22 protein-coding genes and 1 pseudogene are annotated in these 21,234 nt (G+C 36.8%); 15 read left to right on the plus strand and 8 right to left on the minus strand.

Annotated features, from left to right (window positions below):
* Window positions 1–2: 2 nt before the first annotated feature.
* Window positions 3–116 (minus strand): PetM family cytochrome b6-f complex subunit 7, encoded by a 114-nt coding sequence (locus C4E06_RS00855; RefSeq protein ID WP_008276900.1) that lies wholly within the window; start codon window positions 114–116, stop codon window positions 3–5.
* A 154-nt stretch (window positions 117–270) separates the two neighbouring features.
* Here C4E06_RS00855 and pdxA point away from each other — a divergent pair, with 154 nt between their 5' ends.
* The 3 genes from pdxA (at window position 271) to C4E06_RS00870 (ending at window position 5,192) form a co-directional block, all read left to right on the plus strand.
* On the plus strand, window positions 271–1,374 hold the full coding sequence (gene pdxA / locus C4E06_RS00860) for a 4-hydroxythreonine-4-phosphate dehydrogenase PdxA (protein ID WP_107666340.1): 1,104 nt from the start codon (window positions 271–273) through the stop codon (window positions 1,372–1,374).
* A 455-nt stretch (window positions 1,375–1,829) separates the two neighbouring features.
* A complete protein-coding gene (locus C4E06_RS00865; RefSeq protein ID WP_107666341.1) occupies window positions 1,830–3,695 on the plus strand; it encodes an EAL domain-containing protein in 1,866 nt (621 codons plus the stop codon).
* A 69-nt stretch (window positions 3,696–3,764) separates the two neighbouring features.
* The gene (locus C4E06_RS00870) at window positions 3,765–5,192 is read left to right on the plus strand and encodes a GTP-binding protein (RefSeq protein ID WP_370051172.1); all 1,428 of its coding nucleotides are present in this window, start codon (window positions 3,765–3,767) and stop codon (window positions 5,190–5,192) included.
* Here C4E06_RS00870 and C4E06_RS00875 read toward each other — a convergent pair.
* Genes C4E06_RS00875 through C4E06_RS00885 form a run of 3 tightly spaced genes read right to left on the minus strand, consistent with a single transcriptional unit; the run spans window position 5,189 to window position 8,428 of the window.
* Window positions 5,189–6,361: a glycosyltransferase gene (locus C4E06_RS00875; RefSeq protein ID WP_107666343.1), complete on the minus strand. Its 1,173-nt coding sequence runs from the start codon at window positions 6,359–6,361 to the stop codon at window positions 5,189–5,191. The two genes, C4E06_RS00870 and C4E06_RS00875, sit on opposite strands and share 4 nt — an antisense overlap.
* A 10-nt stretch (window positions 6,362–6,371) precedes the next feature.
* On the minus strand, window positions 6,372–7,235 hold the full coding sequence (locus C4E06_RS00880; RefSeq protein WP_157951096.1) for a class I SAM-dependent methyltransferase: 864 nt from the start codon (window positions 7,233–7,235) through the stop codon (window positions 6,372–6,374).
* A gap of 50 nt (window positions 7,236–7,285) precedes the next feature.
* Window positions 7,286–8,428 (minus strand): glycosyltransferase family 4 protein, encoded by a 1,143-nt coding sequence (locus tag C4E06_RS00885; protein WP_107666345.1) that lies wholly within the window; start codon window positions 8,426–8,428, stop codon window positions 7,286–7,288.
* A gap of 586 nt (window positions 8,429–9,014) precedes the next feature.
* Here C4E06_RS00885 and C4E06_RS00890 point away from each other — a divergent pair.
* From C4E06_RS00890 to C4E06_RS00935, 10 genes are all read left to right on the plus strand, one after another.
* Window positions 9,015–10,772: a SulP family inorganic anion transporter gene (locus C4E06_RS00890; RefSeq protein ID WP_107666346.1), complete on the plus strand. Its 1,758-nt coding sequence runs from the start codon at window positions 9,015–9,017 to the stop codon at window positions 10,770–10,772.
* Between the two features lie 77 nt (window positions 10,773–10,849).
* A complete protein-coding gene (locus C4E06_RS00895; RefSeq protein WP_107666347.1) occupies window positions 10,850–12,217 on the plus strand; it encodes a cation:proton antiporter in 1,368 nt (455 codons plus the stop codon).
* Window positions 12,218–12,392: 175 nt separating this feature from the next.
* Window positions 12,393–12,800 carry a phosphate-starvation-inducible PsiE family protein gene (locus C4E06_RS00900; RefSeq protein ID WP_232826113.1) on the plus strand — a complete coding sequence of 136 codons (408 nt, stop codon included), beginning with the start codon at window positions 12,393–12,395 and terminating at the stop codon, window positions 12,798–12,800.
* A 33-nt stretch (window positions 12,801–12,833) separates the two neighbouring features.
* Window positions 12,834–13,178: an NADH-quinone oxidoreductase subunit K gene (locus tag C4E06_RS00905; RefSeq protein ID WP_107666349.1), complete on the plus strand. Its 345-nt coding sequence runs from the start codon at window positions 12,834–12,836 to the stop codon at window positions 13,176–13,178.
* 70 nt (window positions 13,179–13,248) lie between these two features.
* A complete protein-coding gene (locus C4E06_RS00910) occupies window positions 13,249–14,706 on the plus strand; it encodes a cation:proton antiporter (RefSeq protein WP_107666350.1) in 1,458 nt (485 codons plus the stop codon).
* Between the two features lie 46 nt (window positions 14,707–14,752).
* Window positions 14,753–15,142: a Na+/H+ antiporter subunit E gene (locus C4E06_RS00915; protein ID WP_107666351.1), complete on the plus strand. Its 390-nt coding sequence runs from the start codon at window positions 14,753–14,755 to the stop codon at window positions 15,140–15,142.
* Window positions 15,139–15,396, plus strand: a complete 258-nt coding sequence (locus tag C4E06_RS00920) for a hypothetical protein (RefSeq protein ID WP_107666352.1) — start codon at window positions 15,139–15,141, stop codon at window positions 15,394–15,396. The genes C4E06_RS00915 and C4E06_RS00920 overlap by 4 nt, the downstream gene beginning before the upstream one ends.
* Before the next feature lie 34 nt (window positions 15,397–15,430).
* Complete coding sequence (locus C4E06_RS00925; RefSeq protein WP_107666353.1) at window positions 15,431–15,709, plus strand: monovalent cation/H(+) antiporter subunit G; 279 nt, start codon at window positions 15,431–15,433, stop codon at window positions 15,707–15,709.
* A gap of 29 nt (window positions 15,710–15,738) precedes the next feature.
* On the plus strand, window positions 15,739–16,281 hold the full coding sequence (locus C4E06_RS00930; protein WP_107666354.1) for a DUF4040 domain-containing protein: 543 nt from the start codon (window positions 15,739–15,741) through the stop codon (window positions 16,279–16,281).
* Complete coding sequence (locus C4E06_RS00935) at window positions 16,278–16,940, plus strand: Na(+)/H(+) antiporter subunit B (protein WP_107666355.1); 663 nt, start codon at window positions 16,278–16,280, stop codon at window positions 16,938–16,940. Before C4E06_RS00930 ends, C4E06_RS00935 begins: the two co-directional genes overlap by 4 nt.
* Before the next feature lie 31 nt (window positions 16,941–16,971).
* Here C4E06_RS00935 and dndE read toward each other — a convergent pair whose 3' ends face one another.
* Window positions 16,972–17,361 carry a DNA sulfur modification protein DndE gene (gene dndE, locus C4E06_RS00940; RefSeq protein ID WP_107666369.1) on the minus strand — a complete coding sequence of 130 codons (390 nt, stop codon included), beginning with the start codon at window positions 17,359–17,361 and terminating at the stop codon, window positions 16,972–16,974.
* A gap of 454 nt (window positions 17,362–17,815) precedes the next feature.
* Complete coding sequence (gene dndD / locus C4E06_RS00945; protein WP_107666356.1) at window positions 17,816–19,801, minus strand: DNA sulfur modification protein DndD; 1,986 nt, start codon at window positions 19,799–19,801, stop codon at window positions 17,816–17,818.
* Window positions 19,802–19,913: 112 nt separating this feature from the next.
* Between dndD and C4E06_RS00950 the strand changes: the two genes are divergently transcribed.
* Window positions 19,914–20,255, plus strand: coding sequence for a DUF6883 domain-containing protein (locus C4E06_RS00950; RefSeq protein WP_107666357.1), 342 nt, complete (start codon window positions 19,914–19,916; stop codon window positions 20,253–20,255).
* A gap of 14 nt (window positions 20,256–20,269) precedes the next feature.
* Entirely contained in the window at window positions 20,270–20,518 is a 249-nt protein-coding gene (locus C4E06_RS00955; protein WP_107666358.1) for a DUF4926 domain-containing protein, read from the plus strand.
* Window positions 20,519–20,527: 9 nt separating this feature from the next.
* On the opposite strand, the gene C4E06_RS00960 is transcribed toward C4E06_RS00955, so the two are convergent.
* Window positions 20,528–20,869 carry a type II toxin-antitoxin system PemK/MazF family toxin gene (locus C4E06_RS00960; RefSeq protein WP_107666359.1) on the minus strand — a complete coding sequence of 114 codons (342 nt, stop codon included), beginning with the start codon at window positions 20,867–20,869 and terminating at the stop codon, window positions 20,528–20,530.
* Between the two features lie 125 nt (window positions 20,870–20,994).
* Window positions 20,995–21,099, minus strand: a pseudogene (locus tag C4E06_RS29410) (AbrB/MazE/SpoVT family DNA-binding domain-containing protein); the annotation flags it as partial.
* Between the last annotated feature and the right edge of the window lie 135 nt (window positions 21,100–21,234).

Below are 21,234 nucleotides of genomic sequence, written 5' to 3' on the forward strand. Positions count from 1 at the left end.
GCTTACTCAGCTTCGCCTCCTTGAATTTTAAGCATGAGAAAGCCCCAAGCTAAGCCGAAAAGAACTAAAACGATTAAGATAACAGCCCCGTTAAACATCATGCTTTCAGCAGTCATTTTTGTTCTCCTAATTGAATGGATAAATATTAATAATTGCCTGACAGTTTTAGCTTATCATTGAAATTACCCTTACAGTAAAGGCTCATCAAGTTTAGCTAAATTTAACCCATCATCCTATAAGTATTGTAAAACACCAAGGTAAAATCACAAGATGTCCTCTTCTGACTCTCTACAGCGTCAACGGCCTCATTTAGCCCTAACCATGGGAGATCCCGCCAGCATTGGACCTGAAATTATTCTCAAGGCGTTGGCTGATCCTACTCTCACCGAAACTTGTGATCTTACCGTCATCGGAACGCGATCGCTACTGCATCAAACCTATCAGCAATTACACTCAACGGGAAAACCCCTAGCGGATGTCGATAGTTTATCAATGATAGACATTCCCTTTGACTCTAACACCCTCAGCCAGATTATCCCCGGTTGTGGTAATGCTGCCAGTGGAAAAGCCAGTTTTATCTATTTAGAGAAGGCGATCGACCATACCCTTGAGGGCAAGTTTGATGGCATTGTTACGGCCCCCATTGCCAAGTCTTGTTGGAAGGCCGCCGGCTATCATTATCCTGGACAAACGGAGGTGTTAGCCCAAAAAGCCCAAGTTGATCGCTTTGGAATGTTATTTGTCGGGCGATCGCCTTATACGGGTTGGACCTTAAGAACCTTATTAGTCACCACCCACATTCCCTTAAATCAAGTTTCTCAGACGTTAACTCCTCAATTAATGTCCCTGAAATTAGACCTATTAATTAACTGTTTACGGCAAGATTTTGGCCTTGAAAATCCTAAAATTGTTATCTCAGGATTAAACCCCCATAGTGGAGAAAATGGCCAATTAGGAACCGAAGAAAAAGACTGGTTATTGTCTTGGTTAGAAACAGCTAAAACACAATATCCCAATGTAGAATTACAGGGCTTAGTTCCTCCCGATACGATGTGGGTCAAACCGGCAAAAGCTTGGTATGGCAACCCTTTACAAGTGGGACAAACCGGCGATCCTTCTAGGGATCAACCCACATTAACGATGAAGAATCCAGCCGATGCTTATTTAGCTTTATATCATGATCAAGGGCTAATTCCGGTTAAGTTAATGGCCTTTGATCAAGCGATTAATACTACCATTGGTTTACCTTTTATTCGGACTTCTCCTGATCATGGAACCGCCTTTGATATTGCTGGAAAAGGCATTGCCAGAGACACCAGCCTTAAAGCGGCCATTAATTTAGCCATTGAGTTAACTCAGCAAAGATTCAAGTAAATTTACTGAAATGATGACTTAAGATAACACCTCTGAGGTGATTAAGATCACCATCTCAGTAGGATTTTGATCAGTGGAAAATACCGATTCATCATTCATAATTAATGATAACTTGAGTAGTGATTTCAGTCATTAACCCATTTCTCTCATCTTTCTTACTGTTAGCATGGTCTATCTGATAGAAAAAAATAGACAACATATCTTAGTCTGTAATTAGACTCAGGAGCAACAAGTTTTTTATCTTGAGGAACTTCCATATTTCATCGGATGATATCCTAACAATTCTATTATTATTAATGTTGAGGAATTTTCTAGACAACAGAATACTCTACTCAAACAAACTAAAAATAGAGAGCAAATCAACAATTTTAGTCAACGGAAACTTTTAGGGTTTCTAGAAGCTTAACTTTTTAAAAAATTTACTTTTTTTATACCCAATTTATCCCTTAATTATTATGAACACCCAGATAAATTATCGTCAAGAAGACCGCCATCTGATCGTTATTGAAGATCAAAAATATCGACAAACTATTTCCTTAGAAGAAGAAACCTATTCTATTGGCAGACATACTAATAATTCTATTGTTATTCATTCTCAACAAGCTTCCCGTCGTCATGGTACATTAATGAAACGGAAAAATCGTGATAGTAATACCTATTCTTACTGGATTATTGATGGAGATTTAGATGGGAATAAAAGTCGTAACGGAATTTATGTCAACGGAGAAAAATGCTTAATTAAAGAGTTAAGAAATGGAGACTTAATTAACTTTGGTTGTGAAGTGAATGCCACCTATTATGCAAGTCATGAATGGTCAAATACAGTTACGGATATTTCTAGTAGCAAACCTCAGAAACTAGCCCATTATTCCTCCGAAGTTAATGGTCAATATACCTTATCCGAACCTTATATCGATTTTGATTGTGATTCTCAACATTTTGATCCTAAAGATACCCTTCAAGCTCAAGAATATCAAGATAATTTAACCCAATTACCCAACAAAGTTTTATGGCAAGAATACTTATTAAATTCTTTAAAAAATGCTAAACAGTATAAAACATCAATGGCAATTATTTTATTCGATATTAATCATTTTAAAGCCATTAATAAAAACTGGGGTTATTCTCTGGGTGATCAAATATTAGTAGAAGTAGCTCAACGGCTTAAATCTAGTTTAAGAAGTAGTGATATTGTTGCCCGTTGGGGAGATGATGAATTTATTCTTTTATTACCGAAAATTAGCCAGGAGGATGATATTGAAAAAATCACTCAGAGAATTTTAAATAATATTAGTCAATGCCTAGAATTGCCTGAAACTCCCTTATATTTAGAATATAGCTTTGGTTATGCAATGTATCCTCAAGACGGAGAAGAGAGTCAGCCTCTTTTACAAAAAGCAGAAATAGCTTTATTAAATCATAAACAAAAGATGGTTTCAGGGGATAAACAACTAAAGTTAACCATTGATCCGAAAGCTTCTAAATTATTAAAAGCAAAAACCGCAATACAACAGGCATTAAACCAGGAACAATTAGAACTATATTATCAACCACAAGTTAAAATAAAGACAGGAGAAATTTCAGGATTTGAAGCATTAGTGCGATGGAATCATCCAGAATTAGGTCAAATTAATCCCCAAAAATTTATTCCTGTTGCTGAACAAACTGATTCGATTTTAATCATGGGAGAGTGGATTTTAAGGGAGGCTTGCCGTCAGAATAAAGCCTGGCAAGAGATGGGCTTACCTAATTTTATTATGTCCGTTAACTTGTCTCCACTGCAATTAAAAGATCCTAATTTTGTTAATACTGTTAAACAAGTATTACAAGAAACAAAACTTGATCCCCATTGGCTTGAATTAGAAATAACAGAAAAAGCCATTCTTGCTAATTCAGAACTCGCTTATCAAGTGTTACAAGACTTAAGAAAACTAGGGGTTCATTTATCAATGGATGATTTTGGAATTGGTTATTCTTGCCTTAATCATTTACCCAAATTTCCCTTTAGTACCTTAAAAATTGCTCAATCTTGCCTTCAAGAACTCACCGAAAAACCAGAGATCATTGCTATTATTTCAGCAGCTATTACTTTAGGAAATAGTTTAGATTTACGGGTTATTGCAGAAGGGGTTGAAACTCATCAACAACTCAATTTATTAGAAAACTTAGATTGTCAAGAAGCCCAGGGCTATTTATTAAGTGAACCCTTAAACTGTAGAGAAGCCACTCAATTTTTAAATCTTTATCGAGGAACAAAAGTTTCTTGTTCATCAATCCAGCACTCAACTCCAATGGGTGTTAGATTAATAGATTTGCTATGATAGACAGAAGGTCTTTTTGGGATAAAAAGACCTCACTGTTACTAATTAAAGTAATCTGATATGTCTGAAATGACTGATGATCACCCCTTAAACTTTCAAGACTTAGACGAAGCCTTAGTCAATTTTGATGAGATTCAAGAACAATTAAACTATCAACAAGCCCAAGAAAGTCTAAGAAATTTAGTTAACCATTTAGATTTAACAGACCAAGAACAGATAGGGTTAGAAAAAGAGTTAAATCATTTAACAGCAATGCTAGAAAAATTAGAGCATTCTGTGGTCCAAATTGCTGCTTTTGGTATGGTAGGAAGGGGAAAATCTTCTGTTTTAAATGGATTATTAGGGGAAGATATTTTTAAAACAGGGCCTCTTCACGGGGTAACTCAAGCCATTGATACCGCTTCATGGACATTAAAACTAGATGATAATATAGAAGGGTTGCAAACAGTCGCTTTATCAGGATGGGGACAGTCTAAAATCGAGTTAATTGATACCCCTGGCATTGACGAAGTAGATGGGGAAACAAGAGAAAAATTAGCCCATCAAATGGCCAAACAAGTCGATTTAATTCTCTTTGTTATTTCAGGGGATATGACCCAAGTAGAATTTGAGGCTTTATCCCAGTTACGAGAAGCAGGAAAACCGATTATTTTAGTTTTTAATAAAATTGATCAATATCCAGAAACCGATCGCTTAGCCATCTATCAAAAAATACGAGACGATCGCGTTAAAGAGTTACTATCTCCTGATGAAATTGTCATGATCGCGGCAGCTCCATTGGTGACAGAAATCATCCAAGATAGTCAAGGAAAATTAAAGCAACAAAGAAAAAGAGGAAAGCCCAACATTGAGGCATTACAGTTAAAAATTTTAGAAATCTTGCATCGGGAAGGTAAATCTCTCGTGGCTCTCAATACCATGTTATACGCCGATGAAGTCAATGAGCAGATTGTTGCCCGTAAATTAGAAATTCGAGACAAAGCAGCCAATCAATTAATTCATAAAGCTACCATGACCAAGGCCATGGCCATCGCCTTAAATCCTGTGACAGTGGTTGATTTATTTACCGGGGCTGTGGTAGATGTGGCCATGATTTTAGCCCTATCTCGTCTTTATGGTATCCCCATGACTCAACAAGGAGCGATCGCACTCTTACAAAAAATTGGGGTGAGTATGGGGGGTATTAGTGCTACTGAGTTTCTGACTTCTTTGGGTTTGAGTTCTCTCAAAGGCATATTAGGGTTAGTCATTCCCACAACCGCAGGATTGTCTTTACTTCCTTATCTTTCCATTGCCATCACTCAAGGGGGTGTGGCCGGGGTGTCTTGCTATGCCATTGGACAGGTGACTAAAGGTTATTTAGCCAATGGAGCCGCTTGGGGTCCCGAAGGACCGAAAACGGTGGTTAAACGGATTTTACTCTCTTTAGATAAAACCTCTATTTTGAATCGTATTAAATGGGAATTGGGCGCTAAATTAAAACGGGTTAAAAATTAGTCCCATAATTCAAACTCTTTAAGATGACTGGTTAACTCTTGAACTCTATTAGCATAGGTGTGTTCAGAGAGGGTTCTTTGTTGAGCTTTTTTACCAATTTCGATGGCTTTTTGAGGATGATTTAGAAGATATTTAATTTTTTCTACACATTCCTCTAAACAGGAAAAGGTCACAATTTCTTCATCTGCTTTAAAAAGTTCACGAGTATCGTCACTGGCTTCTGTTACGACACAAGTCCCCATTCCTGTTGCTTCAAACAGTCTTTTCGCTGAAAAAGAACGACCCGCAATGCCAATATTTTTATGAATCACAATTAAATAAGAAGCGTAGGTTTTATAGAGTTCTTCCCCCCAAACCGAATGATAATAATTTTGACGCAAAGGATTATCTTTTGAGAGTAAATCAACCCCTGAACCATAGAAATCAATGTCAACCTGACGAGATAATTGATCTAAAAATAAAATTCTTTCTAGATGACTTTCCGATAAACTACCAATAAAGCCAACTTTCGGAATTTTTTCGGTCGGAAGAGATACTTTGTCTAAGATACGTGGATCAAAAGCATGGGGCATATGGGCTGCGTTAAAACCACGAATCTGGAAATACTTAGCTAAGTTAGGAATGCCCGATAAAATTAAATCAAAATGACTATAAGGTATTCCCAGATTTAAAGGACAAGCCCACCATAAGATAATATGTTTAACATAATTTCGCCATTCTTGAAGTTGCTTTTTTGTAATAGGAACTCCAGAAAAAATCCAGAGAAATTTTGGTTGCCATTGTTTAATTTGTTCCGTTAAAATGTTATCAATAGCCCAAGGTTCGGGATTACTTTTTAAAAAACGTCGCCAGTACCATTGTAAAAATGGTTTATCTGACCATTGTGGAGGAACCCAAACGCCATTTTCTGCAGCCCATTTATATTGAAGGGGTACGCAAGTGGGAACAATTTGCTGTACGTTATATCCCTGGTCTGAAAATGCTTTGAGATAGGTATCTCCATAGTAAATCTGCTTAGCAAATAAAGCTTGAGAACAGTCTTTATAGTTAAGACAAGAAACTTGGGGATCTCTTTTGATAGCCTTTGTATAAGAACCTTGATAATTTTCCATTAGGAGTAGAAAATCAAGGCTTTTTTGATTTGAGTTGAGGTCTGATTGGATATTCATTGATTGATATTTACAATACTTCAATTTTTTTTGTTGCTCTGATCCACATATCACGGTTAGGATGTTTAGGAAATAGCTCAGTAAATAGGGATGATTTCTTATGTGGCACTATCAATTTTAAAGTTTCTTTAGTTACGCTTGTCAGTGAAGGAACTGGAAATTCTGAAAAGCGATACTTTTTGATTTGGAAAATGTTGAACCCTATTTTTTTTAAGATATCTGTCAGAATCTTTTCAGAGACAAAACTGAGATGATCAGGAAGATAATAAGGTTTATGATGATCTTGACTGTTCAGATCAGCACTATCTCCCGTTTGAATTAATAATTCTCCTTCTTCGGTTAAAAGATTACTCCAATTGGTTAAACTTTCTATCGGGTTAGGTAAATGGGAATATACATTCAATAAAGAGATAAAATCATATTTTGTTTCACATTTATCTAAGTCAAAAAAACTTACATTTAATCCTTGGTTTTGGGCTGATTTTTGTTTATAAACATTGGGTTCAATCCCTTGGATATTACAAGTACCTTCACTAAAAATTTCAATTGCTTTAATAAATTCACCATGACCGCATCCTATATCTAACCATTTTTTACCTGAAAACTCTTGGCATTTTTCCCCATAAAAATCCTTGATAATTTTGAGATAGGTTTCAACTTTTTGAGAACTAAAGTTACCCGTTACATCGATAGTTTTTTCTCCACGATGTTGCCCGATTTCATGAGCTTTTTCAATTTCACTTCTATCAGGTTGGGGATTAACGTATAATAGTCCACAGTTTTTACATTTTACTAAGTTAAATCCATTTTCTGTATCATATAGTTGAATTTCAGAGGAGGAACAATTGTAGCAGTTTATTTGTTGTGTTTTCATGATTTTTTTATTGTCATTAATTTTACACTCTAAAAAATAGTTCAAGTAAATTAAGCAAGTTGCATTACTTCTAGTAATTGTTTTCTCTCTTTTTCCCAACTAAAACATTCTTTGACTCGTTGCCATCCTGCTAATCCCATCTGTTGTCTTAAATCAAAATCTTGAGCTAATTCTAAGATATTTTGTGCCATTTCTTCAACATTTCCTTCATCGACTAATAAGCCTGTTTCTCCTTCTAAAACTGACTCAGGAATCCCTGCGTGTCTAGTAGAAATAACAGGTAAACAATACCCCATAGCTTCTAAGATTGCAACAGGTAATCCTTCTTCATCGCCACTATCAGGGTCAACAATACTATGCTGCAAAAATATATCAGCTTTTTTCATCAATTGCAAGACAAATTCATTCGGTTGTTTGCCATGAAGAATGACTTTATCCTCTAGTTGAAAAGCATGAATAAATTGTTTAACTGCCGGTAGTAAGTCTCCTGTCCCTACATAATCAAGTTGTAAATTAGGATAATTTTTAGTAGCTCTACGAAAAGACTCTAATAATAAAATAGGTGCTTTTTTTCCGACCATTCTTCCTACAGCGAGGCAACGAATTAGTTCATTTTTTTGTCTTTTTATCGGTTCATTTGGGGTGTCAACCCCATAAGGAATAACATGAATTTTATGTTCCTCAATACCCAGATCAATTAGTCGTTTTCGACTGATTTGATTCATGGTAATAATTCCGGTAGCTTGTTGATATTGCTTATATTTTTTTCGCCATTTTTCTTGACGTAAATAAATAGAAACATCTGCCCCATGAGCATGAGCAAAATAAGGAATCTTTAATTTTTGAGCTATTTCAAAGTAAGAAAAAGCATAATTTAAGTATTCTCCTAAAATAACTTTAACTTGATGATGTTTTAAAAAGTTTTCAATGGCTAAATTAATTGATTCTTGATTTGACTGCTTAAATAATTTTCGGCCTAAATAATTTTTTAATCCTAATTTAAGACCTGTTACTTCGATATTATTAATTACTAAAGAAGGAGCATCTACAGTCCAATGTCCACAATAAGGTTTTTTATTACTATTAGCAACAATAACAACTTTATTAGGTAATAAGTCTTTCATGTGTCGTTGAATAAAAGTTTCAGAAACTGCCCCAAGATTTGGAGCGCAAATTGCTAAAGGGGTATTCATAATATAAGAAAATTATTAGTTAATATTTAGGATAATAATTTGATTAGTCAAGATTACTTTTAGAAGTATAGCACGAGATGTTTTTAGTGTTTACAAAGTTTCGACTAAACGTCAGTACCAAATTCGCTTTTATAGGGTTCAATACATATCACTATTGTCTGTTGGGTATTGCCGAGTGTCTATTCTTATTGATAGCCTATGATAATCGGAGTAGGGTCTACCAAGCTTTTTGCCTTGAAAGCAAGCGTTATCAGGCAATGGGCAACCATAAGACAAGCTTTTTTCAATCGTTAACAAAATTTACAACTATGGGTCTTGACGAAGTCTTAAAATTTGCTGTAATCTTCTATAGTAATTAGGCTATGATTTAACAAAAAAAAATAGAATCAAGTCTATAAAGCGGTCAGCAACGGACTTCTAGGGGCATCGGGGGCCAAAGCGCAGGATTCAAAAAGGTCTTGGCCTTTTTCCCTGTTCCTCATCCATTAGGGGTTGTCAGTCAATTTACGGAAATGTCTCCCTAAACGACATTGGTCACATACAATCAAAACAGGAAAAGACCTTAAGTAAAATTTAACAATTGGTCATGCAAATAACGAATCGAATTCATTTTAGAAATATTAGGGGTGATATATTTGGCGGGGTAACTGCAGCCGTGATCGCCCTTCCCATGGCTTTGGCCTTTGGGGTAGCATCGGGGGCAGGTCCGGCTGCGGGGTTATGGGGTGCTGTATTAATCGGGTTTTTCGCTGCTTTGTTTGGGGGAACCCCCACCCTGATCTCTGAACCCACGGGGCCAATGACAGTGGTTATGACAGCTGTGGTCACAAAAATGACCGCCGCTGACCCGGAAAAGGGTTTATATATGGCCTTTACCGTTGTCATGTTAGCAGGGATTTTTCAAATTATTCTCGGTTCTCTGAAACTGGGTAAATATATTACCCTGATGCCTTATACGGTCATTTCTGGCTTTATGTCGGGGATTGGACTGATTTTGATTGTGTTGCAATTTGGTCCATTATTAGGATCAGAAAACCCCAAGGGAGGGGTGATTGCTGCTTTGAAAAACGCCCCTAACGTGATGGCCAGTTTAAGCGCTCATACCGGTGAAGCTATTTTAGGGGTATTAGCGGTGGCCGTTTTATTCTTAATGCCCTCAAGATTGAAGAAATTTGTACCGCCTCAGTTAGTGGCGTTAGTGGGCTGTACCTTAGTTTCGATGTTTTTCTTCTCAGGACAAAACATTAAGACTATACCTGAGTTTAGTACCGGACTGCCTTCTTTAGTGGTGCCGACTTTTACCCTAGCACAAACTCAGAGCATGATTGTCAATGGGCTAGTATTAGGAATGTTAGGCTGTATTGATGCTTTATTAACGGCAGTGATCGCTGACAGTTTAACCCAAACTCAACACAACTCTAATAAAGAATTAATTGGTCAAGGAATTGGTAACTTAATCTCTGGTTTATGCGGTGGGTTACCCGGTGCTGGTGCAACCATGGGAACCGTTGTGAATATTCAAGCAGGGGGACGTACTGCTTTATCAGGTTTATCCCGTGCGTTAATCTTATTAGTGGTGGTACTTTGGGCTGCCCCTTTGACTCAAAATATTCCTCTAGCGGTGTTAGCCGGTATTGCCTTTAAGGTGGGTATCGATATCATTGACTGGAAGTTCCTCAAACGCGCTCATAAACTGTCTTGGAAAGCAGCCGCCATCATGTATGGGGTAATGTTGCTGACTGTCTTCTATGACTTAATTACTGCCGTGGGTTTAGGGGTATTTGTTGCTAATATCTTAACCATTGAAAAATTAACCGATATTCAAGCCGATCGCGTTAAAGCCATCGATCACCCTGAAGACGATCGCTTAGCAACCTACGAAGCTCAGCAGTTGATGAAAGAAGCCAATGGCCGCATTATGTTACTAGACTTAGCCGGTCCAATGAGTTTCGGTGCAGCGAAAGCCATTACCCAACGTCAAACCATCTTAGATAACTATAAGACGTTGGTGATCGACTTAACCCATGTTCCCCTACTGGGGGTTACGGCCACCTTAGCCTTAGAGAAAACCATCGATGACGCTTACGCTAAAGGGTTAGAAGTGTTCATTGTGGGTGGGGAAGGAAAAGTCAAAGAAAGACTGCAAAAATTCAATATCTTGGATCGGGTTCCCCATCGCAACCGTCTGAAAACCCGTGTGGCTGCCCTACAGTTAGCAGTTGCCAGTCTCAACGGAGATACCATCGATGACATTCAAAACGAAATGGGAATCAATGGTTCTCATTTTCCTGAAGATGATACCAACTCAAGTAATGGCATGGCCAAAGAGCGATCGCCATTCTAAATAGAAGAGACAGAAGTTTTCATACTTCCCTAGTTTCTCTCTCTCTCCTAAACAATTGTCCACTTAGTTAAAAAACCATGTTCATTTATCCACCTATTCCACTCTTAGCCACAGAAAGCACAGCCAATCTCGGTCCGATGATTTTAGCTGGTGTGTTAGTCAGTTTGATTATTATTTATTTAGCCAGTAAATTAGGGGGGGAAATCTCAAGGGCCCTTAATTTACCTCCCGTCTTAGGAGAATTAGTCGGGGGTGTGGTAGTTGGTGCCTCTGCCTTACATTTGTTAGTGTTCCCCGAAAGCGGTGCCACAGCTTCAGACTCAGTGTTGATGAGTTTCCTAGAATTAGTCGCTGGTTTAACCCCGGAAGCAGTTCCAGAAGTGTTTAACACCCAAAGCGAGGTCATCTCGGTTTTAGCGGAAATAGGGGTGATCATTCTCTTGTTTGAAATCGGCTTAGAATCGGATATTCGGGAATTAAAAGAAGTGGGTTATCAAGCAGCCATTGTGGCGGTTGTTGGTGTGGTTGCACCATTCGCGGCTGGTACGGTGGGCTTGATGTTACTCTTTAATGTTTCGGTCATTCCTGCTATTTTTGCCGGTGCGGCCTTAACTGCTACCAGTATTGGTATTACGTCGAAAGTTTTGTCAGAGTTAGGTTATTTAAAGTCCAAAGAAGGACAGATTATCGTCGGCGCTGCTGTGATTGATGATGTATTAGGGATTATCGTTTTAGCGGTTGTGGCTAGTTTAGCTAAAACAGGGACGGTTGATGTTGTCAATGTCGTCTATTTGATTATTAGTGCTACCGTCTTTTTATTAGGCTCGATTTTCTTAGGAAAATTCTTTAATAACTCCTTTATGGCGGTTTCTGATTTATTACAAACCCGTGGAAAGTTAGTGATTCCTGCTTTAATTTTTGCTTTCTTCATGGCATTTTTAGCGAATATTATTCAACTAGAAGCGATCTTAGGGGCATTTGCCGCCGGGCTAGTTTTAGATGAAACTGACAAGCGCAAAGAATTGGATCAACAAGTGGTTCCCATTGCTGATATTTTAGTTCCCATTTTCTTTGTCAGTGTGGGAGCAAAAGTTGATTTAGGTGTACTTAACCCCTTTGTGCCTGAAAATAGAGAAGGTTTAATTATTGCTACCTTTTTAATTGTTGTTGCCATTATCGGCAAACTGATTACAGGATGGACTGTGACAGGAAAAGAAAAAGTTAATCGGTTAGCCATCGGTTTTGGTATGATTCCTAGGGGAGAAGTGGGCTTAGTTTTTGCTGGTATTGGTTCAGCTAGTGGGGTATTAAGTCAGTCTCTAGAAGCTGCTATCATTGTGATGGTAATTCTGACGACCTTTATTGCGCCTCCTTTATTAAGATTTGCTTTTAAAGAACCTTCAGAAACCGGGGAAAAATTATCGAAGGCTGATGCAGCGAACTGAAGCAAAAAAGAAGGGACAATATCGAGTTGATGATTGTCCCTTTTTTACAGTTTTCATGGTAAACTAATAAGCCGATATGGTAACAGCAGTAAAAATGACAAAAAGAAACCCGTCAAAAAACAGGTTGAAAAATTTCATTATTAAAGCAATTAGATTATTAAAAGATGATAATTTTATGGTAGGCATTCATCTTGTCGAAAATATTGTTTCTAAAGTTCTATCCGTTGCTTTAGTTCTTGTCATTGGGGTTTCTTTATTTGATTTATCTTTAGTCTTAGTCACAGACCTTTTTTCTGCCGAACCTGTCGGTTTTTTTAATAAAACATTGATCGAAATTTTCGGACTATTTCTGAATGTATTAATTGCTTTAGAACTATTAGAAAATGTTACGGCTTACTTAAGAAAACATATTGTTCAAGTTGAATTAGTTGTGGTAACTGCCTTGATCGCAGTAGCGAGAAAAATTATCATTTTTGACCCGACGAAATATGCTAAAAATGATTTAATTGCTTTAGCCTTTGCTTGTCTGGCTTTAGCTGCGAGTTATGCTATAATTCGCTTTATCAATCAAAAAACTAATTAAAAACTAAGGGAGTTCAAAGATTACGATACTATTATGTTAGAAGCTTTTATTTTTGCGACAATTTTCTTCGGTTTCTTTGGCATCATTTTGAAAGATAATTTAATGATGAAAATTATTGGCATGGATGTGATGAGTACAGGGGTGATTGCTTATTATGTCTTAATTTCGTCAAGAAATGGTCTATTTACGCCGATTATGAATGAAAGTACCCAGGATAATTATGCTGATCCTGTCCCGCAAGCGGTGATTTTAACAGCCATTGTGATTGGCTTTTCTATTCAAGCGTTAATGTTAGTTGGGGTGATGAAATTAGCCCAAAATAATCCAACCTTAGAAACCAAAGAAATTGAGAAAAATAATACTCCTATTAAGAATTAATAATCAAAAAAAAGTGAGTATTTTGTGAAAATAAATGATAAAATTCTTACTACCTTAATAATAATCCCTGATGAAAGCCTTAACAATTATTTGGATAGCCTTACCTTTATTTATTGGATTTAGTATTTATTTATTGCCTAAAATGGCTCGCTACCTTGCTTTGGGGGTAGCTATTTTTTCCTTGGGTTATGCTTTAAAAATTTTTAACATTGAATCCCTTTTAGAGTTTAAATTACTGGATAGTTTTGGGGTTATTCTCTTAATTGATAATTTAAGTGGCTTTTTTATTCTTACCAATGCTTTAGTGACCTTGGCTGTCCTTTTTTACTGTTGGCAAAGCGACAAAACAGCCTTTTTCTATACTCAAATTATTATCCTCCACGGCAGCGTCAATGCTACTTTTATTTGTGCTGACTTTATTAGTATCTATGTGGCCCTAGAAGTGATCAGTATTGCCGCCTTTTTACTCATCGCCTATCCCAGAAGCGATCGCTCGATTTGGGTGGCCCTACGTTATCTTTTTGTGAGCAACACCGCCATGTTATTTTACTTGGTGGGGGCAGTCTTGGTGTATCAGTCCCATCATTCTTTTAGTTTTGCCGGATTAAAGGGATCTCCCCCAGAAGCGATCGCCTTAATCTTTTTAGGACTTTTGGCCAAAGGAGGGATTTTCGTATCAGGGTTATGGCTACCCTTAACCCATTCTGAGTCAGAAACCCCGGTTTCTGCCATGTTATCGGGAGTGGTGGTAAAAGCTGGGGTTTATCCCCTCATTCGTTGCGCTTTGATGGTGAGTGAAGTCGATCCCATTGTCCGCATTTTTGGCGCAGGGACCTCCTTATTAGGGGTGGGTTACGCCGTGTTTGAGAAAGACAGTAAACGGATGTTAGCCTTTCACACGGTTTCTCAGTTAGGCTTTATTTTAGCGGCCCCAGAAGTCGGAGGGTTTTATGCTTTAACCCATGGCTTAGTTAAGTCTTCTTTATTTTTAATTGCTGGGATTTTACCCAGTCGTAACTTTAAAGAGTTAAAAAAGTTACCCATTGATACACCCATTTGGATCGCTTTAGTCATGGCTAGTTTTTCGATTTCGGGGTTTCCTTTATTATCCGGGTTTGGGGCAAAAGTATTAACCATGAAAAACCTTTTACCCTGGCAAGTAATTGCCATGAATCTGGCTGCTTTGGGAACGGCGATCTCTTTTGCTAAATTTATCTTTTTACCCCATGCAAAAACAGGGGAAATTAAGGTGAAAGCCGGGTTTTGGGCTGCTATTGTTTTATTACTAGGGGGGTTAATTCTTGCCAATGGCATTTACTATGAAGCCTATAGTTTCAACAATATTGTCAAACCTTTGGTGACCATTTTCTTAGGATGGTTAGCTTATCATTTCTTCTTTCAAAAAGCGACTATTAAATTATCCCGTACGGCTGAGAATTTTGACCATTTAATTGGGGTGATGAGCTTGATGTTAATTTTTCTATTTTGGCTGGTCTTATCTCCAGGAATTCGGGGGGTAACGGGTTAAAATTAGCTTTCATATTGATAACCACTTATGAGGGGTAACGGTTCCTATGATCTCTTATTTAGATTTATTATTAAAACTGACGATCTGGTTTTTACTGACATCTGATTTTACGCTGGCTAACATTATTATTGGCGTGACCATCTGTGTCTTATTACCCAAAAAACTTACCTCTCCAGGAAAACTAAAAGACTGGTTGCGTGCCTTAATAGAGGTTTTAATCGCTATTCCTCAAGCCTACATTGAAGCCATAGAAATTATGTTATTTCCCCATAAGGAAGAAGATATAACAATGGAAAGGGTTAAACCGAGAAGAACCCCTGGATTAATTTTTTTAGATATCTTTTTAATCACCTTCACGCCGAAAACAATTGTTTTAAAATATCATGAAGAAGGATGGTATGAAGTCCATCGTATTAAACGGAGAAAATCATCATGAATGTGATTCTAGTTATTATGATTTTAGCCTTAGTTATTCCTATTTACGAAGCTTGTAAAGATAGCGATATTTGGCAAAAAATGTTAGCCTTTGCTAGTATTGCCACTAAAACATCTGTTATGATTTTAGTGATCTCTATCTTAAGAGATGATTGGATGATAGGAGTCGTCGGAGTTCTGATCCTTAGCTTAGGTAACGCTTCTTTAATGTTACTGGCACAAATTTTAAAACGTATGAAAATAATCGACAATTGATAAGTTTATCATTCACTTTAGTCTCATTAAATCTATGATTACCTATTTAAGTTATTTTTGTATCGGGGTTGGTCTCATCTTTTGGTTTTGGGGAACTTTTCCCTTAGTGGGCGATCGCTCAGTCTTATATAAACTTCATAGTCTATCGGTAGCGGATACATTGGGGTCAATGAGTATTATTTGTGGACTCCTTTTAAAAATACCGAGTGAATGGCCGTTATTAATTTTAGCGATTCTTTCTCTGGCCATTTGGAACACAGTATTAGGTTATGTTTTAGCTTACTGTTCGAGTAGTGAAGACAATCAACAATAATCCACTTTGTTTATTTTTTTAGTTCTAAAATGAATGACATTTATCTTTATGTTATCAGCGCTTTATTACCCCTTTCTGCTTGTTTAACGGTCTTACAAGTTAACCCTTATCACGCCTTAGTAATTCGGGGTATTTTAGGGGCGGTAGCTGCCTTAGTCTATGCCATGTTTGGGGCTGCGGATGTGGCCTTAACGGAGGCATTAGTAGGAACTATGTTGGCTATTACCCTTTATGGGGTTGCTGTTCGTTCTTCGATGGTGATGCGTTTAGGAATCGTAGAAACAGACACAAAAAATCAAGAGAAGTTTAAACAATTAATTAATCATTTAAGAACGATTTTGAATCAATATCATCTACGGTTAGAACTGGTTTGTTATGAAGATGAAACCACGTTACAGCAGGCCTTAAAAAATGAGAAAATCCATGGCACTTGTCAAGAAAGTTTAGATAGTGATTACCCTTATCATACAGTGACAAGAATTCAACGACTTTATGAGATTATTAAACCAGAATTATCCTCATCTTTAATTACTTATCTTAATCCCTCAGATATCAAGGAGAAACAGTCATGAAATGGGTTTATATTATTGCAGGAGTGGCACTGTACCTGAAAATGTTACTCATGCCTAATGCTATGGCTGAAACGGTGGATCTTTCTATGGTTGAAACCATCGTACAAGATAGTGGGGTTCCTAATGCGGTTTCTGGGATCATTTTCCGCAACCGTCTCTATGACACTATTTTTGAAGTGGTTGTGTTTACCCTCGCTGTGATGGGTGTCAGGTTTCTAATGTCCAATGAACAACCGTTAACCCACATTTATCAATTTAATGATCAGCCTTCCATTGTTTTAGCACGCTTGGGGGCTACTATTGCTGCTTTAGTCAGCATTGAATTAGCCATTCGGGGACATCTTAGCCCAGGGGGTGGGTTTGCGGCCGGGGTGGCCGGGGGAACGGCTATCGGACTGGTGGCCATCACTTCTCCCCCGGAATGGATGCAAAAACTTTATCAACGTTGGCAGGCAGCCACCTGGGAAAAAATTTCTGTGCTAATTTTCATTATTTTAGCGGTTATTAGTTTGATCGGGATACAATTGCCTTACGGAGAAATGGGAACTTTATTGAGTGGTGGTATGATACCGTTACTCAATATTTTAGTGGCCATTAAAGTTGCGTTGGGATCGTGGGCGGTGATTTTAATTTTTATTCGTTATCGAGGGTTATTGTAAGGACAACCTAGGGAAATAATTTGATTATTGCTCATTTTTCTTTAACGGTTAGTTCTATTAAATTCTCAATTTTTTTGATACTCATATCACCAGCTAAATAACCAATTCCTCGGTGTAAATGGAGTCTAAATTGTGTCATTAATGTCTCTTTATCGGTTCCTAACCCGTCTTGATGACAGCGTTGTTTTAAAGCAATTAATAATAAATCTGCCATGTCTCCTCCAAACACTCTCCAGGTCATTTCTACATTACTATCGAGGATAATGGGAACCGGAGAGGGAATACTCGGTTCGGCTAAGGAACGACAAAACCCCCATCGACATAAAATATTCCACTGTTCGATTTTGGTGTATCTTTTCAGTTTAATTAGCTGATCTTTTGCCGTTTGTGATAACCGTATTTGTTTGATGGGTGACTCCATAATCATTCCATGTAGGGTGGGCAAACTTGATAATTATTCGACTCTTCTATTTTTTGTTTACTTTGCCCACCTGAGTAAAATGGTGGGTTACGACGGATATTCATACCTACATTATACTGACATCTTGCACCAATACATAAAAACTAAACAAAAAACTAGAGAAAATTAATTCTCAAGTAGTTACGGTCAAAAACAAACATTATTGCGATCCCCCCCCTGCCCTCTACCCCCCCTGCCCCCCTTTTAAAGGGGGGTGTGGGGGGTGTAAGAGGGGGTTGCTTTTGGGAGAAATTTGTGTGAAAATAGTAATTATAAGCTTCATAATGGAAATATAAACTAAAAATTTAAAATTGGCACTATCTACCATTATGACACAGTGTATCATAAACGGAAATCCTTGGCAAGCTTTGAAGCAAGAATTTTCAATTTTTTTCAAGATTGAATGAAAAAAGAATTACCAAAAATAGCGATCGCTATTTACGGTAGTTTGACGGTTATTAGCATCATATTCTAGCAGATAGGTATGAGCGATCGCATCTTGTTGGGTGAGTTGCTGTAACTCTTCTTGTCGTATTTCGGTGTCGGTAGACAGTAAGATAACTTGATGGGAAGCAGTGGGAAAATAACGTTCAACTAAATTATTGCGATGAGAAGAGTCCAGTCTACCCAAAGGAGTATCAATAGCAATGGGTAAGTTGCGTCCGGAAACCCTTGCTAACCCCCACAAAAATGCGATGGATAACAGTTGTTTTTCTCCTGCGGATAAACGATGTTTCGGAACGGTTTCCCCTTGAGGATCATAAAGAGATAAACTAAAGTCATGGGTATCAATAGCCACCCGATGAACGAGATCAGATTTATGGAGTAAATAACGGAAACATTCGGTTACTTCCCCTTCTAATTTATTGAGTTTTTTGAGGGTTAATCGTTCCTTAAATAATTGTAGCGTAGTTTGAACTTTAGCAGCCGACTTAATAATATGTTCATTATTTTGTTTTTCTAAGACTTCATCGGTGTAACTTCTTAAGTCTTTAATGGTCATTTGTACTGCTTTTTGTGCTTCTCTAATACGTTTTTCTGCTTGGTTATATTCCGTTTGATATTTAGCTGCTTCTTTTTGTGCATTCGTCAGTGCATCACTGAGTTTTTGATAGTCTTCTGGGGAAGCAGCAACCTGTAATTTTCTTTCGGTATTATCTAAGTCAACTTCTAAAGTTTGTAATGTTTCTAAATATTGTTTAGCGATGTCGAGTTGGGATGGTAATTTATAGTCTAATAAGGTAGTAAGTTGATTTAATTCCTCTTCTGTTATCCCTAACCGATGGGAAAGATTTGTATTAGCATCTTGGTTAAGAGTTTCGTATTCTTGTTGTAGAAATGTTTCAATTTTCTGCAATTTTTCTTGAGTCAGTTGGAGGGTTTCTAAATAGTCGAGTAATTTTTGATCTCGTTGTTGTAAGACAGTTTTAGCTAAGGTAGCTTGTTGTTGTTTAATTTCAATTTCTCCTTGTTTTTTTGCTTCGGTAAGTAAGGGAGTAATTAAAGCTAAGGGTAAACTGGTGGCTGCTAGGTTTACCATCTCATTACGTTGTTGTTGTAGTTTCTCTTTTAACTGATCAATATTTTGTTTGAGTGTACTACTTTCTGCGGCTATTTTTCCTCCTTCTATTCTAAACTTTTCAGTTGCTTCTTTTACTTTTTTATCAGCGCGTTTAAGTTGATTGTCTATGGATGCGTAATCTTGGTTAGCATTCTCTAATTCTTGTTTGTAATGGTTTAACTTATCTTCAATTTCTTCTATAGTTTTCAGTTGTTTTTGGGTGGCTAATTTTTTCTGTTTACGGTTAACTAAAACCTCTAAATCTACAGCTAGTCTTTCCACTAATTCTAATCCTAATAAAGACTGTATCGCTTGAATAACACTACTGGGTGGGGTTTCTTGTTCAGCTAATTCTTTAACCTGTTCCCCATCGAATAAGAATAAATTAGAAATCCCTAAAGGTAATAAAGTTTCGATATATTCATCCCAAGTTTCAGCTAATGCTTTAGCTGGCCAATCTTCTTCAAGAATACCTAAAGTATCTTTACCGTCTTTGGGTTGTTTATTCCAGCGTCTAACAATGCGTATTTCTTTCCATTGGTCATCAATAAAATGTTCAAACGCTAACTCTATCCTAGTTTCTTCTCCTAAAGGGGTTTGGTTGTTAATCGCTTGAATCAAAAAGTCGCTATAACTGAGATTATTACGAGTAGAACATTGGGCCCTTTGTCCATATAACGCGAGACGAATGGCATCCATAAGGGTGGTTTTTCCCCCTCCATTCATTCCACCAATGAGGATAATGGGGCGAGTTTCGTTATCTTTTTCCGTGCGTAGATTAATAATATTTTTACCCGCATAAGGACCAAAATTCTGTAATACTAACTCAGTAAATAACATAAATAAATCAATCAAGTTATCTTTTGTTTTTATGATACTATTAAATATAGCACAGTTTCATTAGTAAGGTATTAATAAAATTAATAAAAAATGACTCGACAGGAACAGCATAATGAAATTGCCTAATCAAGATAGAATTAAACAAGAGCAAATTCTTGAGAAATTGACGACTTATGCGCTTAATTTTAATCATACTGATGGTAAAGATAAGGCACGTCTTTTTAATGCTAAATTAGGCATTACTTTGAATAATAAAGAAAAGCTAATAAAAGCAATTTTCGATGCAGTCAAGACTCAATCAGTCGCTTACCATACCACCAGTCAATATGGAGATAAATATGTGATTGACTTTATAATGGAAACAGAGGTAGGAAAATCAAACATTAGAACTGCATGGATTATTGCTTTCGACGAAAACTATCCCAGATTAATTTCTATATATCCTATCCAATAAGGAGAGTAACAAAAATGAATACTATTAAACTACATGATACTGTTGCACTTTTAGAAGATATTAAAACTAATCAATTTATGACAGATAATCCTATTTTATTACCAAAAGGACAAGTGGGTACAGTGGTAGAAATTTATAATAAGGGAGAAGCTTATGAAGTAGAATTTTCGGATAAAAATGGACAAACCTATGGTTTAGTTACCTTAAATTATAAACAAGTCATCTGTCTTCATTATGAAAAACCTTGTTTAACAGTCTTGTAAAGAAAAATATTAGTTAATAATAACTAAAAAAGTTTCGGTAACATAATCAACAAAGTCTTTGGGCAGAATTTCTCCTGTGGTTTTCCACCAACGACTATTCAAATCAACTGTTCTAATTTGTTCGGCAATAACTGAACCTTTTATTTTGAATCCATTCGGAATCTCAATCATCATTTTAACTTGTGGTTTAATGGTACTTGTAATAGGAGTTACTATGACTATTCCTTGACGTGCTAAATTATATTTAGTATGACTCAGAACTAAACAAGGTCGTGCATTGCCTGATTGTTCTCTTCCTTGAGTTGGGTTTAGATTAATTTTAATTATTTCTCCTCTGGAAATGTTAAGCATGGTTTTTAAATCAATTCGCGTCCAGTTGATTCACTTTCTACAAAATCAATAATGTCATCAGGATATTCAAAATCTTGGGGAATACTGGCCAATAATTCATCAAGATTATTCACTTTTCTTTTTTTAGTAATGATGAGTGCGTTTTCTGATTCGGTTAACTCAATGATTGAGTTTTCTTCGATACCGAAACTTTCAGCAACTTTATAGGGAATTCGTAACCCTAGACTATTTCCCCATTTTTTAGTTCTATTTCCATTGTTTAACTCCTTTTATTTTTGACTATTATGACATAATTAATTATGGATTGTTCTCATTTTCTGGGTTATTAATCGGTTGACCAAATTTAATGGTTCCCCAAGATAATT

Source organism: Cyanothece sp. BG0011 (assembly GCF_003013815.1).
GTDB lineage: Bacteria > Cyanobacteriota > Cyanobacteriia > Cyanobacteriales > Microcystaceae > Crocosphaera.